Below are 15,080 nucleotides of genomic sequence, written 5' to 3' on the forward strand. Positions count from 1 at the left end.
ACTTACATATATTTATTATCTTCAAGTAATACCCAGGGGACATTTGCAGATATTTCCAACTGCAAAGCGGGTCTAGGAAAACATCCTCCAGCAAATCACATTCTCTTTGAAAGGAAATATGAAAATCATCTGTTACTCGAAACGCTTGTTCTTCTTCTCAATGAGAAGTTGAAGGACTCTTAGGCACCCATGCACTTTTGCCCGCCAACAAGGTTCCACAAAGATGATAAAAACCACCGTAAAACAATGTCCCGTTAGAATTGGTGCAATTCACATAAACTTCACTTACTTTTCTCATATCAACTCCCAGATCAAAAAAAACTGTCACTTCTGGTGGAAGCGCTTTAATAACTTTTTCATAATTACGGCAACCACTACAAGAACAACCTTCACTAATAAAAGGAGCATTTTCATAGAATGATCTCGTTTTATCTACATCAATATCTACCTGATGCTGTCCAAACTAAAAAATCATAACTCACGTCATATAGATATTTCATTTTTATGAATAGTATACTATCCAACTTACTGACCATCAATATTAAGCTTTCAATGTACAGAGATTCGTAAAATCCTAATATTCTCACTCTCATATACTTTTTCTTGCCATTCCAGATAAATTTGCTATAATAAATGCAGCAAAACTCGGCAGAACATTTATGAATTGTATTATTATAGTAATGATTACAATTATTCAACATCATTTGAGGAGGTATCCATATGAGCAGAGGAATCCATGCCAAATACAGGTTACTAAATACAGAAAATGATATTGCATATTATGCCTATGGTGGTTCAAACTTCAGCTTTTCATATGATGAGGATATCTTTAACTCTCTTGACGGAAGAATTCAAATTCCCTTGCATCTTTTCAATGACCGTAATACGATTGCAGATGCAATTGAAAATCAAATAATTCAGGTTACGCCCTGTTATTATGCCGAATTTAACTTTGAGAATTTCGATATATTCGCCCTAATAACGATTAATAAAATCATATCCCTTTATCAAAAGACCAAACAACTGCCCAAAGAAGGTATGTGGGTCTGTTGATATTCATTCCATACCTTTTCCTAATTATATTCCTCTTTCCATTCAAGCGGTTCACCGCATTCTTGGCAAAAGCTCTGACCAAGCTCAGTTTCATCGTTTTCGTACTCAGGGCACTCATAACCATCAATACCGTGCCCTATTTCAACTTTTATTTCTGCCATCTTGACCTCCCAATCTCAATTTAATTAACAAGCTCTTTGGAATAAGTTTCTTTTAGAAATAATATCTTTTATTAATTAAGCAATTCTCAATGGGGGAAATTATGAAAAATCGGAAGAATTTAATTGTATACTTGGCTTTATTATGGTTCTTATTATTATTGATATCTGCCAATTTTATCAACAATTATAAAATTCAAAGCACATTTAATATTAATGCCACTTCCCCCACTGAGTTAAAGGATGAATTAATAATAGCATTATTTATTGAGTATATTACATCCGCCTCAAATGGCTTCTATGACGAATATTTTACAATGACCCCAGCTATTTTTAATTATGAAATAAAAGTTCAAAAGATCTTAAAGGAACATGGAAATATAAATATTACTTTTGGTATTACTCCAATGATAGGGGCGCATGATCCAGTTGGTTATGACGAAGCATCATTTCAGATAGATTCATCTGGGAATAAAACATTTATTAGCTTTGTACATATAAAAACATATGACATTCCCAATCATCTAAAGGATATGATAAAGAAAGCCTTACCTTAAATGACCCAATCTACCCTACTCTGGGAAATCAAAGACTTTTTTCTAATCGTATATGTTGTGATGCCTTTCTTTTCCAATTTATTCATCAGTTTACTAAAGTTTACCATTGCTTTACCTCTTTCGCTTATTATGTTTCCTTAATATTTTCTGCGAGAGTTCGGCAACGGAGGGGGTTCCTCACTTTCCAAACTTAACTCCCATCAAAGACGGCACTTTTTCCTCACTTACTGAACTGAAATAATATATAACCTATATAATAAGAAAGAACATATCGTATTTACTATCATAAATACTCTTTAGAAAACCGCTACAATGTTTACAGGTAGTTACACATATTGACTGCTATAAAACTACTATTTCAAGTCCGGCTATTGCGATGCAGCTATAGTACCCATGTAACGCACCAGAAAACTCATATTGACGTTTACTGGCACAGGTACAGATTTTTCCTCACATGATACTTTTAGGCACTAAAATAAGCCTATAGACTCATATTTCTACAAGCTTATAGACTTATTCAGATGTCCAAAATATATTAAGTTTATGTTTTATATCATACCAAGGCTCTTGTATAATTGGTGTCAAATCTTATTAATTTGGTGTCAAACTGGTGTCAAATCATTAATTTTAATAATTCTCATGTTAATAGAACCTCGTAAAATCAAGGGTTCTAAGACTTTTTAAACATCCTTGCTCTTCATCGTCGGAAACAACAACACATCCCTTATCGCATAAGAATCCGTAAGCAGCATAACAAACCTGTCGATTCCGATTCCAATACCGCCAGTCGGAGGCATACCGATCATGAGTGCATTTACAAAATCATCATCCATGGTATTGGCTTCATCATTACCTGCCGCAAGCAGTGCTTCCTGTGCCTTAAAGCGTTCAATCTGATCCAATGGATCATTTAACTCAGAGTAAGCATTGGCCATCTCCCGCTTTGTAATGAACAGCTCAAAACGCTCCGTATAATCCGGGTCATCGGGCTTTTTCTTGGTAAGAGGGGAGATCTCCACCGGGTGGTCAATGATAAAGGTAGGCTGAACCAAATGCTCTTCTACAAATTCCTCAAAGAGCAGGCTTAAAATATCGCCCTTCTTATGGTGTGCCTCATATTCCACATGGTACTGGTCTGCCAGAGCTTTGGCTTCCTCATCCGTATGAACGGCAGTAAAATCAATGCCCTTGTATTTCTTCAAAGCGTCTACCATGGTTATGCGCTCAAATGGTTTTGACAAGTCAATTTCCACGCCGTCATAGGTCACCACGGCTGTTCCAAGAACCTTAAGAGCCACAGAACGGAATAAATTCTCCACAAGGTCCATCATGCCATGGTAATCGGTATAAGCCTGATATAATTCCATCAAAGTAAACTCCGGATTATGGCGGGTATCCACACCCTCGTTGCGGAAAACGCGTCCGATTTCATAAACCCTTTCCAAACCGCCTACGATCAGTCTCTTTAAATAAAGCTCAAGTGAAATGCGCAGCTTTACATCCTCATCAAGGGCGTTGTAGTGGGTTTCAAACGGTCTTGCCGCAGCGCCGCCTGCATTGGCAACCAGCATTGGCGTCTCCACCTCCATGAAGCCCTGGGCATCTAAATAGTCACGGATGGACTTGATGATCTGGGAACGCTTTACAAAAGTATCCCTTACCTCGGGATTCATGATTAAATCTACATATCTCTGCCTGTAACGAATATCCGTATTGGTCAGACCGTGGAACTTCTCCGGCAGAATCTGAAGACTCTTAGTAAGCAGTTGAACACTCTCAGCATGGATGGAAATTTCTCCAGTCTTCGTTGTAAACGCAATTCCCTTAATGCCTACGATATCACCGATATCCAGCTTCTTAAATTCCTTGTATTCCTCTTCTCCGATACTGTCTCTGGCAACGTAGGACTGAATATTGCCCTTTAAATCCTGTACATTACAGAAGGAAGCTTTCCCCATCACACGCTTTGACATAAGACGTCCTGCAATGGATACTTCCTTTCCTTCCCATTCGTCATATTGTTCCTTGATTTCACTGCTGTGTACGGTTACATCGTACTTTGTAACTTTAAACGGATCCTTTCCCGTCTCCTGAAGCTCTGCCAGCTTTTCCCGGCGGACCTTCAGCAAATGGTTTATGTCTTCTTCCATAACCTGATTCTGGTTTTGATTCTGCTGTTCTGCCACCTGTTTTCACTCCTTTGTGAACTATGTTAAAGAAGTCCGATTCGCCGGTCGGCTCATCGAACGGCTAATTTTCCAAGTTCAGCCATTGCTGCACTCAGCTTTGCCCAAAAAATACCTAAGACACTCTCTGGATTTCCAATACCTTATACTGGATCACTCCGGACTGTGTCTCTACGTCTACCACATCTCCCACTTTCTTGCCGATGAGGGCATGACCTACCGGGGATTCGTTGGAAATTTTATTTTGAAGGCTGTTTGCCTCCGTGGAACCCACAATTTTGAATTCCATCTCTTCGTCCTCGTCAACATCGTAGACTTTTACCTTGCAGCCAATGTTAATCTTATCTAAATCAATCTCATCCTCTACCACGACCTCTGCATTCTTCAGGAGCTTCTCCAGCTCTTCGATACGCAGCTCAATATCCCTCTGCTCATCCTTTGCAGCATCATATTCAGCGTTCTCGGATAAATCGCCCTGTTCTCTGGCTTCCTTGATCTTCTGGGCGACCTCTTTTCGTTTCACTACTTTTAAATTCTGAAGCTCATCCTCGTATCTTTTAAGGCCTTCGTAGGTTAAAATATTTTTCTTGTCTACCATGGTTTTTGATTCCTCCTGGTTTCATACTCGCTCATTCGCATTCCAAATATTATAGCGTAAACATCTGAAAATGTCAAGAATACAACTACTCCTGATTCCATTTATCTGACCGGATTTTTCCGATCCTTTCTTCCGCAAATTTTCTCAATTCATCCATGGTTCCCACCTGGTTGATATCGTTTCTTAGCTTTGCGGAATGGGGCAGGCCGGCAGTGTACCATGCCATGTGCCCGCGCATCTCGCGCATGGCCACAGACTCTCCTTTGTGCTCCATTTCAAGGGTTCCGTGGCGGATGATCATCTTAGATATCTCCTCTCTGGTAGGTCCAGGAAGCAGCTCTCCTGTTTCCAGATAGTGAAGGGTCCTTGAAAAGATCCAGGGATTTCCCTTGGCTCCCCTGGCGATCATCACCCCGTCACAGCCTGTTTTATCCATAAGATCCCTGGCATCCTCCGGCTTAAATACATCGCCGTTTCCAATGACCGGAATCTCCACAGCTTCCTTTACCTTCCTTATAATATTCCAGTCCGCTGTTCCTGAATAATACTGTTCCCTGGTTCTTCCGTGAACAGCTACTGCTGCCACTCCGCAGCCTTCCGCCATTTTAGCGAACTCCACGGCATTGCAGTCCTCTTCTGTAAAACCCTTTCTGAATTTTACGGTCACAGGCTTTTTAACAGCCTTTACCATGGCTGTCAAAATGCGCTCTGCAAGCCTGATATCCTTCATAAGTGCTGACCCTTCTCCGTTATTTACGATCTTGGGCATAGGACAGCCCATGTTTACGTCAATGAACGCATAAGGTCCCTCTTCCACCTGGGCCGCAATATCTGCCAGGATCTCCGGGTCAGAGCCAAATAGCTGGAGGCTTACAGGGCCTTCTCCATCAGCTACTTTCAGCAGTTCTTTTGTGTTTCTGTTTTTATATAAAACCGCCTTGGCACTGACCATTTCCGTCACTGCCATGCCGCAGCCCTGTTCCCTGCAGAGAAAACGAAATGGCAGGTCTGTAACCCCTGCCATCGGTGCCAGTATCAGGTTGTTGTCCAACGTCACATTTCCAATTCTAAGCTTCACGTATCTTATTCTCCGCCTTCCAATTCTTCTCCCAGATAAAACACCCGGTAATACATTTCCAGGGCTTCCAAAAGTTCCCGTTTCTCCTTCCGGTACTGTTTGATCTTCAGCACGCTTCCGATCTCATCAAACAGGTAATCTCCTTCTTCTGCCGTCACCTTAAATTCCAGAGTGCCCTCCTCATCGTATTCCAAAACAAGGATTCCTCCCACATCTTCGGTATAAAGCACACACATGATCTGAAGCTCCTGCTTAATGCTTTCCGGGAGGCTTGAAAACTGCTGGTTAAAATAATATTTCTGCTCATAGGAATTGGCACCGCAAAGCACCACATTGTCTCCATCCTGCTCCATCGTTCCTGCCACCGCTCTTTCCTTATTTTCACCCAAGCTCTTTGAACATGACTCGCCTCGCTTCAGCGCACCCCGCATTATCGGGTGTACCGGGTGTAAAGGGATACCTGCAGGGTGTTTCCTTACTGCCGCCCATACTTTTTGGGCAGAGTCCAACCGGTCTTACCGGGTGGAGCCTGCCCTGCTCATAAAGGTATGCCCTTAAGTATTTCCATCATTTACTGATTTTATATTGTAGCATACAAGAAAAGAAATGGCAATAGGTTAAAAATCCGTGGTACACCGCTTAATCAGCCGGCATGTCACCCGGCTGTTCCTGCTGACTTCTGTCTTTTCTCCCAAAAGGATCTTCATCATATTATCAACGGTGATGTTGCATAGTTCCTCCACCCTGTTATCAATGGAAGAAAGCTCAGGATCGCTGCATATGGACAGGGCAGAATTATTAAATCCGGTAATGCACAGATCTTCCGGAATCTTTAAAAGTTTTGAATTGGCATATTTAATCGCTCCCACAGCAAGGCCGTCATCAGAGGCAACCACGCTGTCAAATTTTAAATCACGGCGCTCCAGAAGAATATCTCTTACCGTATGGATCCGGTTCTTTACATAAAGCTTTAAATCTCCAAGCACCGGAAGTCCGTGAGCTTTTAAAGCGGCTTCATAGCCTGCCAGTTTCTGAGTTGCGCTGTAAGAGCGGGAATCGCAGAGAAACAAGATCCGCTGCCGCCCTGTCTCAATCATCTGGCTGGTTACGCTGTAGGTTGCCTGATAATCATCCCCATAAGCGCAGTATACATTTTCACTGTCCAGATAACCATTGATCAGGAACACAGGAACCTGCTTTGCCGCATCCCGGACATACTGTGTTTTTTTATCCGCTTCCCCTGTCCCTGCATAAGTGGAACCAACCATAATGAGCGCATCGATCCGCTTGGCAAGAAGAAGGCTGACATATTTTTCCTTAACTGACTGTTCAAATCCGCTGCAGCACAAAATACAATCATAACCATGCTCATGCATGCGGCTCTCTAAATGTGCTACCGCTGTAGCCATATAGGCATCTGACACATCAGGACATAAAATCCCGATGGTTTTCATTGAATCAAGCCCCAATCCCCTGGCAAATACATTGGGAGTGTAGCCGTTCTCCTCCATAATCGCTCTGACCTTCTGCTTTGTTCTCTCACTCACACGGGGGCTGTCGTTCACCACCCGAGACACGGTAGCGATGGAAACTCCTGCAAGCTCTGCAATATCATAAATGTTCATCCTGGTTGTCCCTTTAGCATTATAAAATTTCCACGGGTCAAGTGAGCGTAAGCGCTTACACTTTTCCTGATCCATTATACAAGATAATTTTTAGTAAAGCAACTGTTATTGCTGATTTAATCTAAGAAAAATCTTTTATTTTTCTTAATCTATTCCTTTAAATAAAAAGAAAAATCTCTTTTTTTCTTTCCCTATTGACGTATACACTAAAATAGTGTATGTTTTATGTAAGTACTTACATTACGTGTATCAATGGAAAATGATACGAAGAAAGGAAAGGAAGCTTATGCAGGATTTTATCAAAATTCATTCCGGAGACAATGTTGCAGTCGCATTAAAACCGCTTTCTTCCGGCACTGCCGCGGAGATTGACGGAAACACTGTTACGCTTCTGGAAGATATTCCACAGGGCCACAAGTTTGCCCTCGCCGATATACCTGCCGGCTCATCCGTCATCAAATACGGCTGTGCCATTGGCATGGCAAAGGAAGATATTAAGACAGGGGCCTGGATTCACACACACAATTTAAAAACAGGTTTGGGGGATTTACTGACTTATACTTACGACAGACAGGAAACAGCCGTTGCTCCTACTGCCGAACGATTCTTTCAGGGTTACCGCAGACCGGAGGGAAAAGTGGGCGTGCGCAATGAAATCTGGATCATTCCTACGGTTGGCTGTGTCAATAACATAGCCACTGCACTGGAACGCATGGCAAAGAAGTACGTTGGCGGCACCATTGACGAGGTTGCGGCATTTCCACATCCCTATGGCTGTTCCCAGATGGGCGATGACCAGGAATATACCCGGACCATTCTGGCTGATTTGATCAACCATCCAAATGCAGGCGGTGTTCTGGTCCTGGGCCTTGGCTGTGAAAACAGCAACATTGCCGAGCTGAAACCCTATATCGGAGATTACGATGAACGCAGGGTAAAGTTCCTGGCAGCTCAGGAGTCCGAGGATGAAATGGCTGATGCCATGGAGCTCATTGGGCAGCTGGCTGAATATGCAGCCACGTTCCGCAGGGAGCCCATAAGCTGCAGCGAACTCGTCATCGGTATGAAATGCGGCGGTTCCGACGGTTTATCCGGAATTACAGCCAATCCCACGGTAGGGGCATTTTCCGATATGCTGGTTTCCAAGGGCGGAACCACCATTCTGACAGAGGTTCCCGAAATGTTCGGTGCGGAAACCCTTCTCATGAACCGCAGCCAGAATGAAGAAGTCTTTGAAAAGACCGTGGACTTAATCAATGATTTTAAAAACTATTTTACCAGCCATAACCAGACCATATACGAAAATCCCTCCCCAGGCAACAAAAAGGGCGGCATCTCCACACTGGAAGACAAATCCTTAGGCTGCGTCCAGAAATCCGGCAGCGCTCCGGTCATGGATGTCTTAAAATACGGAGAACCGGTACGTACCAAGGGGTTAAATCTCTTAAGCGCTCCAGGCAATGACTTAGTGGCCTCTACGGCTCTGGCCGCTTCCGGCGCCCACATTGTCCTGTTTACTACAGGCCGCGGAACCCCATTTGCCTGTCCGGTGCCTACCATGAAGATTTCCACCAACACCGCCTTAAGCACAAAGAAGAATAACTGGATTGATTTTAACTGCGGAGTACTGGTGGAGGATACGGATATGGATACCCTTAAAAACCAATTCTTTGATTTTGTCATTGAAGTGGCTTCCGGCAAAAAGGTGAAATCCGAAGAGGCAGGCTTCCACGACATGGCTATCTTTAAACAGGGTGTGACCTTATAATTCAACTACTATGTCATTCTGTGTTCATTTATGAATCCAGAATGGGAATTGAACTATGCAATGAAGAAAAAAGGAGATAAATTCAATGGAAAAGTTATGTTATGAAACACTGGAAAAGCTTGGGTTTGACGGATACCTTTTAAAGGAGGCTCCTGAGCGTGTGCTGCAGTTCGGCGAGGGTAACTTCTTAAGGGCGTTTGTGGACTACTTTATCGACGTTTTGAATGAAAAGACCGGATTCAACTCCAAGGTTGTCTTATGCCAGCCCATTGCACCAGGTCTCGCAGATATGATCAACCAACAGGAAGGACTTTATACTCTTTTCCTCCGTGGTTTTGAAAACGGGCAGAAGGTAAATGACAAGCGTGTGATCTCCTGTGTAAGCAGATGCTTAAATCCTTATACGGATTATGAGACCGTACTTGCCTGTGCGGATAATCCTGATCTGCGTTTTATTGCCTGCAATACCACCGAAGCAGGTATTACCTATGATCCTTCCTGCCAGTTTACAGATGTCCCGGCTGACAGCTACCCTGGAAAACTGACTCAGTTCCTTTACAGAAGATTTGAAAAGTTGGGAAAGGAAACTGGAAAGGGTTTTGTCATCCTCTCCTGCGAGCTGATAGATAATAACGGAAAAGAACTGGAAAAATGTGTTTTAAAATACGCTGAGCAATGGAACCTTGGGGGGGAATTCATTGACTGGATCAAAGCAGAGAACATCTTCTGCTCCACTCTGGTAGACCGCATCGTTACCGGGTATCCGAGAAATGAAGCTGCTGCCATTTGCGAGGAATTAGGCTATGAGGATAACATCATTGATACAGGCGAAGTCTTTGGATTCTGGGTCATCGAGGGACCGGACAGCTTAAAGAAAGAACTGCCCTTTGAAGAAGCAGGCCTTCCTGTTATCATCTGTAACGACCATAAGCCATATAAGCAGAGAAAAGTCCGCATATTAAACGGTGCCCACACCTCCTTTGTATTAGGCGCTTACCTTGCGGGACAGGATATTGTCCGCAACTGTATGGAGGACGAAGTGATCTGCGGCTTCATGAATAAGACCATTTACGATGAGATCATCCCTACCCTGACTCTCCCAAAAGAAGAATTAATGAGTTTTGCAGCCTCTGTTACAGAGCGCTTTAAAAACCCGTTTATTGATCATGCCCTGTTATCCATTTCTTTAAATTCCACTTCCAAATGGAAAGCCCGGGTTATGCCTTCTCTTAAGAGTTATGTGGAAAACACAGGCACGCTTCCCAAATGCATAACAGCCTCCTTTGCTTTTTACATCGCATTCTACAACGGAATGAATCTCACGGATGACGGCCTTGTTGCAGCACGTCCTGCCGGTGACGAATACACCGTCAAGGATGATAAGCCGATCCTTCAGTTCTTCTATGATCACAAAGATGACGATGCAGCTTCCCTTGTTCATGCAGTTTGCACCAATGCTGATTTCTGGGATGAGGATTTAAGTGAAATTACAGGATTTGAAGATGCCGTGACAGGGTATTTAAAAGACTTAAAAGAAAAAGGCGCTTATGAAGTTATGAAGGATTGCTTAAACTGATCAATATAAGTAATTCATATAGCACAGTGACCTGAGAAAACAAACACCGGTATCACCAGGATTGGAGATATCGGTGTTTTTGATTTTTCATGAAAAAAATTATCTGTTTTCTTTTTCAGTTTACCTTCTTAACCGCCATAATTTTCAAGAAATTCCCTGGACCACTCCGCATTATCCGGCTTGCTGTCCTCAATGGTCATCTGAATATACGGCTTTTCTTTTTTCACAAAATCCATGATCACATCATATTTCATGACTCCGGTTCCCGGAGCGCCGGAAACGATCCGGCCGTTTTCCACCACAAAATCTTTCATATGTAGGACATCCGTATACCGGCCTAAATCCTCAATGGCCTCTGCAATCACCTGCTCATACTGTTCACTGTTTTCCGCTGACAAAAGATTTACCGGATCCAGGATAATTCTTAAATTAGGCGAGCCAATAGCCTTAAGCACCTTCAGTGCCTGCTTGGAGTTATATACAATGTGACTCCACACCGGCTCAATAGCAATGATCACCCCGAACTTTTCCGCACATTCCACAACCGGCCGCAGATTTGTGATAAAAGTCTGAAGCGCTTCCTCCGAGTGACAGGCCGGCTCATAACGATACTCCTCATTAGGCGCACCTGTTTCGGTTCCAACAACGCTGCAGCCCAACATAGAAGCAAAACGCAGATGGGCGAAATAACGCTCCTGGATCTTTTTGATTTCTTCTGGGTCCGGATGGGCCAGATTCAAATAGCAGCCCAGGACTGCAATATCCACATCATGCTCCGCAAACTTCTTACGCAAATAAGTGGCATATCCCGGTGTCAGGGCGGAATTCTCCACGGAATGCTCTTTTACTGTCTTTGCCAGGGCCAAATGGACACAGGTAAACCCCTGCTCATGGGCGGTCTTCACCCGTTCCTCCAGGGTCCCTGGTGCCACATCGTGTAACCGGATTCCAATCTGCATAATAACTCCTCCTTTATCTCACTTCATAATGATTGATGTCACTCAGCTCAAAGGCTTCCCCTTCCTGTCCGGAAATCTTCACATGATCACAGATCAGGGTATCCACATTGCTGATGAGAAAGCCTTTTTTCCTGCAATCTTCCACTCCCGACAGCATGGCGGGCGCTCCTGCCTTTGCATTGTCAGCAAAGGAAATATCAACGTTTTTAAATTCAATTCGTTCAATTTTCCTTTCCGGAAGCCCATAGAGGAAGGAAGCCGCCACATGGCAGTTTTCCGCCTTAATGTTGGTAAAGGAAAGCCTCTTGATCTCAGGGGTCCTCTCATCCACGGTCAGGGCCTCACGGCACTGTACATAATCGGACTTTCCGTCGGGATCACAGAAATAAAAGCTGTTTACAACAAAAGGCGTCATAACGTGATCCATGTGGATATGGTCAAAATAAATATCAGAAAGCACAGAATCCTTTCCTCTGCCTCTTCTTGTCTTGATCCGGAGGCCTCTGTCCGTATTACGGAACAGACAGCACTCCACCCGGATATTTTTAACGCCTGCGCCCACTTCGCTTCCCACGGTAACGGCCCCGTGACCGTTTTCCATAAGGCACTGGCGGATCAGGATGTTTTCAGACGGTGTCTGATATTTACGGCCCATGTATATTTTTCCGGACTTGACCGCAATGCAGTCGTCTCCTAAAGAAAAATGCAGGCCCAGTATTTCCACATCCTTGCAGGATTCCGGGTCCAGGCCATCGGTGTTGGGAGAATCCGCCGGATTTTCAATATCCAGATTTAAGAATTTTAAATCCTGGCTGAAATATGGATGAAGCACCCAGGCAGGGCTGTTTTTTAAGGAAAAGCCCTGAAGGACCACGTTTTTACACCTCTCCAAAAATACGGTGCGGGGGCGGAATGCCACCTTCATCTGGCGGACATTGTCCCACCAGTTGTCAAAGGAAGCCTGTCCATTGATCAGGCCAGGGCCATAAATCACCACATCCTCTGCATCGATTCCAGTTATGATCCCTGCAAACATGGGGAGTGGATTTCCTTCCCATGTTCCCAGATTATAATCCTCTTTTTCGTCATAGCTTTCAATCATTCCGGGAAATCTGGGATATTTGTACCGGTCCGTATCCGCCAAAAGCTCTGCTCCTTCTGCCAGCTCAAGCCTTAAATGGCTCTTTAAGAATAAGCTGGTTATCCGGTACCTTCCTTTTGGTATCAATACCCGGCTATCCTTTGGGCAGGCCATGATAGCAGCCTGGATAAAGGAGGTGTCATTCTGGATCCCATCTCCTTTCGCCCCAACATCTTTTACATTTAACGTCACAAATTCATAATCAGTACGGAAGCTTACTTCCGCTCTTTCTCCATTTCTTTCCAGAGAAATATTATAATCCATATCCGGCTTTAAGTCAAACAGGGTAAATATGACCCGCTTTGTTTCTCCAAATTCTTTTCCGTTTACCAGGATCTTTCCCGGCGTTTCAAATTCATAGAGCTGCCGGGTCACCGTTTCCACGGTCACAGACCGTGCCGTTTTAAAGACAATTTTTAATTCCATACTGGTTCTGACCTCCCCTGTTAATTTTCTTCTCAAAAACCTTATCTCCTATAGAATCAAGAGTCTGTTCTGCATTTTCCCATGATATAAATAAAGAGCCTGCAATGCAGACTCTCGCGCCGGAGCACGGCTGCCAAAGCAGCCATACTTCCTTAACGCAGAGGGCACAGCAATGATATACTACGCCCGTTTTTTAATTATCCCTTAACTCCTCCGGCCGCGATGCCGTCAATAAAGGCTTCCTGGGCGCAGAAGAATACGATCAGGGAAGGAATGATGGAGATCAAGGACATTGCCAAAATCCGGTTCCACTGGAATCCCACATCACCATCCATGGACATGCGCAAATAAATGGAGTTTGTATATTTGGGCATATCGGAAATATAAATAAGCGGTCCCATAAAGTCATTGGAAGTCCACATGAACTGGAACAGTGCAACAGAGACCAGAGATGGCTTTAACATAGGGACAATCACATACCACAAGGTTTTAATGGAACTGCAGCCATCGATCTTGGCGGCTTCTTCCAATTCCTTTGGCACGCCTCTTAAAAACTGAATCAGCATGAACAAAAAGTACGTATCGCCTGCAAACAGGGATGGAATCACCAGCGGTAAGTAGGAATTGGTCCAGCCCCATTTATTAAACATGATATACTGGGGGGCATTTAAGACTACCTGGGGCAGGAACAGGGTGGAAATCATAAGAGAAAACAGGATTCCTTTTCCCTTGAATTCAAACCTTCCGAAACCATAAGCCGTAATCGTAGCGGAAACCACTGTAAAAAGAACCTTTGGTGCAATTATTTTATAAGTATTGAGCATGGATTTGATCAGATTGATCTTTCCGCCGTAATCTACAAATGCGTTGGTATAACCGTCGGATACAGGCTTTTTAGGCCAGAACCAGGCACTGGTGAAAATTTCCGAATTTGTCTTAAAGGTAGCACCCACCATCCAGACTAAAGGATATACCATAACAAGGCCAACTGCAATCAGCAATGTATAACGGATGACTGCACTGATCTTTCTCTTTGTCTCTCTCGTCATATTATCTACCTCCCGTCCTCATCTGAATAGTAAACCCATTTCTTCTGGCTTATAAATGCTACCGCTGTAAAGGTCATGACAATGAGGAACAGCATCCATGCCTGTGCACTTGCCATACCCATCTTGTGACGCAGGAATGCATTGTTGTAAATCAAAATGGAGATTAAAGTGGTTGCTCCGTCCGGTCCGCCCTTTGTTACAAGGAATGGTCCGTTGAATTCCTGGAACGCCTGGCACAGCTGGGTGATCAGGTTATAGAAAATAACCGGTGTGATTAAGGGCACGGTGATTTTAAAGAACTGTGTCCATTTTCCTGCCCCGTCAATGGAAGCTGCCTCATACAGATCCTCGGAAACGCCCTTTAAGGCCGCAAGGAAAATAACCATGGCAGAGCCAAACTGCCAGACTCTTAAGAGTACGATAACAGCCATTGCGCCTCCCCCGCTTGCCATCCAGTTGATCTTTTCAAAACCAAATACGCCAAGGGCTGCATTGATCAGACCGTCTGTGTTGAATACGGCTCTCCACAGGATAGCGATGGCAATGGATCCGCCCAGAATCGAAGGAATATAATATGCGGTACGGAAGAAATTGACTCCTTTCAGTTTAAAGTTCAGTATGTATGCAACGAATAATGCGAACATAAGCTTTAACGGCACATCAAAAATCGCATATTTGAACGTAACAAAAAACGCCTTTTTAATATCGGAATCGGTGAATATCTTATTGTAATTCATCATGCCTGTTTTTGTAATTCCGTTAAACAGGTCATAGTTCGTAAAGCTATAGTACAGTGAAGAGGCGAACGGATAAACCTTGAACAGTATAAATCCGATCAGCCATGGTAAGACGAAAAAGAATCCTGCATTATCTGCCAGGACCTGGCGGATACCCTTTGACTTCATG

13 protein-coding genes and 1 pseudogene are annotated in these 15,080 nt (G+C 43.7%); 4 read left to right on the forward strand and 10 right to left on the reverse strand.

Features of this window, described 5'->3' with window-relative positions; all coding sequences use genetic code 11:
• Positions 1-720: 720 nt before the first annotated feature.
• Positions 721-1,053 carry a hypothetical protein gene (locus K401_RS0101250; RefSeq protein WP_024291261.1) on the forward strand — a complete coding sequence of 111 codons (333 nt, stop codon included), beginning with the start codon at positions 721-723 and terminating at the stop codon, positions 1,051-1,053.
• Positions 1,054-1,073: 20 nt separating this feature from the next.
• On the opposite strand, the gene K401_RS32690 is transcribed toward K401_RS0101250, so the two are convergent.
• Positions 1,074-1,214: a hypothetical protein gene (locus K401_RS32690; protein WP_156882327.1), complete on the reverse strand. Its 141-nt coding sequence runs from the start codon at positions 1,212-1,214 to the stop codon at positions 1,074-1,076.
• Between the two features lie 101 nt (positions 1,215-1,315).
• Between K401_RS32690 and K401_RS0101260 the strand changes: the two genes are divergently transcribed.
• Positions 1,316-1,768 carry a DUF3888 domain-containing protein gene (locus K401_RS0101260; RefSeq protein ID WP_024291262.1) on the forward strand — a complete coding sequence of 151 codons (453 nt, stop codon included), beginning with the start codon at positions 1,316-1,318 and terminating at the stop codon, positions 1,766-1,768.
• 692 nt (positions 1,769-2,460) lie between these two features.
• Here the strand turns inward: K401_RS0101260 and lysS are convergent.
• From lysS to K401_RS0101290, 5 genes and pseudogenes are all read right to left on the reverse strand, one after another.
• Positions 2,461-3,918 (reverse strand): annotated as a pseudogene (lysS, locus tag K401_RS0101270) (lysine--tRNA ligase); the annotation flags it as partial.
• 151 nt (positions 3,919-4,069) lie between these two features.
• Positions 4,070-4,552: a transcription elongation factor GreA gene (greA, locus tag K401_RS0101275; RefSeq protein WP_024291264.1), complete on the reverse strand. Its 483-nt coding sequence runs from the start codon at positions 4,550-4,552 to the stop codon at positions 4,070-4,072.
• A gap of 85 nt (positions 4,553-4,637) precedes the next feature.
• Positions 4,638-5,630 (reverse strand): tRNA dihydrouridine synthase DusB, encoded by a 993-nt coding sequence (gene dusB, locus K401_RS0101280; RefSeq protein ID WP_024291265.1) that lies wholly within the window; start codon positions 5,628-5,630, stop codon positions 4,638-4,640.
• A gap of 5 nt (positions 5,631-5,635) precedes the next feature.
• Positions 5,636-5,983, reverse strand: coding sequence for a DUF6145 family protein (locus K401_RS0101285; RefSeq protein ID WP_024291266.1), 348 nt, complete (start codon positions 5,981-5,983; stop codon positions 5,636-5,638).
• A gap of 264 nt (positions 5,984-6,247) precedes the next feature.
• The gene (locus K401_RS0101290; RefSeq protein ID WP_024291267.1) at positions 6,248-7,255 is read right to left on the reverse strand and encodes a LacI family DNA-binding transcriptional regulator; all 1,008 of its coding nucleotides are present in this window, start codon (positions 7,253-7,255) and stop codon (positions 6,248-6,250) included.
• Between the two features lie 286 nt (positions 7,256-7,541).
• Between K401_RS0101290 and K401_RS0101295 the strand changes: the two genes are divergently transcribed.
• Complete coding sequence (locus K401_RS0101295; protein WP_024291268.1) at positions 7,542-9,023, forward strand: UxaA family hydrolase; 1,482 nt, start codon at positions 7,542-7,544, stop codon at positions 9,021-9,023.
• 85 nt (positions 9,024-9,108) lie between these two features.
• Entirely contained in the window at positions 9,109-10,599 is a 1,491-nt protein-coding gene (locus K401_RS0101300) for a tagaturonate reductase (protein ID WP_024291269.1), read from the forward strand.
• A gap of 128 nt (positions 10,600-10,727) precedes the next feature.
• Here K401_RS0101300 and K401_RS0101305 read toward each other — a convergent pair whose 3' ends face one another.
• The 4 genes from K401_RS0101305 to K401_RS0101320 form a co-directional block, all read right to left on the reverse strand.
• The gene (locus K401_RS0101305) at positions 10,728-11,558 is read right to left on the reverse strand and encodes a sugar phosphate isomerase/epimerase family protein (protein ID WP_024291270.1); all 831 of its coding nucleotides are present in this window, start codon (positions 11,556-11,558) and stop codon (positions 10,728-10,730) included.
• Between the two features lie 13 nt (positions 11,559-11,571).
• Complete coding sequence (locus K401_RS0101310) at positions 11,572-13,125, reverse strand: glycoside hydrolase family 28 protein (protein WP_024291271.1); 1,554 nt, start codon at positions 13,123-13,125, stop codon at positions 11,572-11,574.
• Positions 13,126-13,322: 197 nt separating this feature from the next.
• Positions 13,323-14,174: a carbohydrate ABC transporter permease gene (locus tag K401_RS0101315; protein WP_024291272.1), complete on the reverse strand. Its 852-nt coding sequence runs from the start codon at positions 14,172-14,174 to the stop codon at positions 13,323-13,325.
• A gap of 5 nt (positions 14,175-14,179) precedes the next feature.
• Positions 14,180-15,079: a carbohydrate ABC transporter permease gene (locus K401_RS0101320; RefSeq protein ID WP_024291273.1), complete on the reverse strand. Its 900-nt coding sequence runs from the start codon at positions 15,077-15,079 to the stop codon at positions 14,180-14,182.
• Position 15,080 lies beyond the last annotated feature (1 nt).

This window comes from Lacrimispora indolis DSM 755, assembly GCF_000526995.1.
In the GTDB taxonomy this organism is placed as follows: Bacteria; Bacillota; Clostridia; order Lachnospirales; family Lachnospiraceae; genus Lacrimispora; species Lacrimispora indolis.

Coding starts and splice junctions, on each gene's coding strand:
- K401_RS0101315 (WP_024291272.1), bottom strand. CDS start 14,174: ATGACGAGAGAGACAAAGAGAAAGATCAGTGCAGTCATCCGTTATACA.
- K401_RS0101260 (WP_024291262.1), top strand. CDS start 1,316: ATGAAAAATCGGAAGAATTTAATTGTATACTTGGCTTTATTATGGTTC.
- K401_RS0101320 (WP_024291273.1), bottom strand. CDS start 15,079: ATGAAGTCAAAGGGTATCCGCCAGGTCCTGGCAGATAATGCAGGATTC.
- K401_RS32690 (WP_156882327.1), bottom strand. CDS start 1,214: ATGGCAGAAATAAAAGTTGAAATAGGGCACGGTATTGATGGTTATGAG.
- greA (WP_024291264.1), bottom strand. CDS start 4,552: ATGGTAGACAAGAAAAATATTTTAACCTACGAAGGCCTTAAAAGATAC.
- K401_RS0101300 (WP_024291269.1), top strand. CDS start 9,109: ATGGAAAAGTTATGTTATGAAACACTGGAAAAGCTTGGGTTTGACGGA.
- K401_RS0101250 (WP_024291261.1), top strand. CDS start 721: ATGAGCAGAGGAATCCATGCCAAATACAGGTTACTAAATACAGAAAAT.
- K401_RS0101290 (WP_024291267.1), bottom strand. CDS start 7,255: ATGAACATTTATGATATTGCAGAGCTTGCAGGAGTTTCCATCGCTACC.
- K401_RS0101285 (WP_024291266.1), bottom strand. CDS start 5,983: ATGGAGCAGGATGGAGACAATGTGGTGCTTTGCGGTGCCAATTCCTAT.
- K401_RS0101310 (WP_024291271.1), bottom strand. CDS start 13,125: ATGGAATTAAAAATTGTCTTTAAAACGGCACGGTCTGTGACCGTGGAA.
- K401_RS0101295 (WP_024291268.1), top strand. CDS start 7,542: ATGCAGGATTTTATCAAAATTCATTCCGGAGACAATGTTGCAGTCGCA.
- K401_RS0101305 (WP_024291270.1), bottom strand. CDS start 11,558: ATGCAGATTGGAATCCGGTTACACGATGTGGCACCAGGGACCCTGGAG.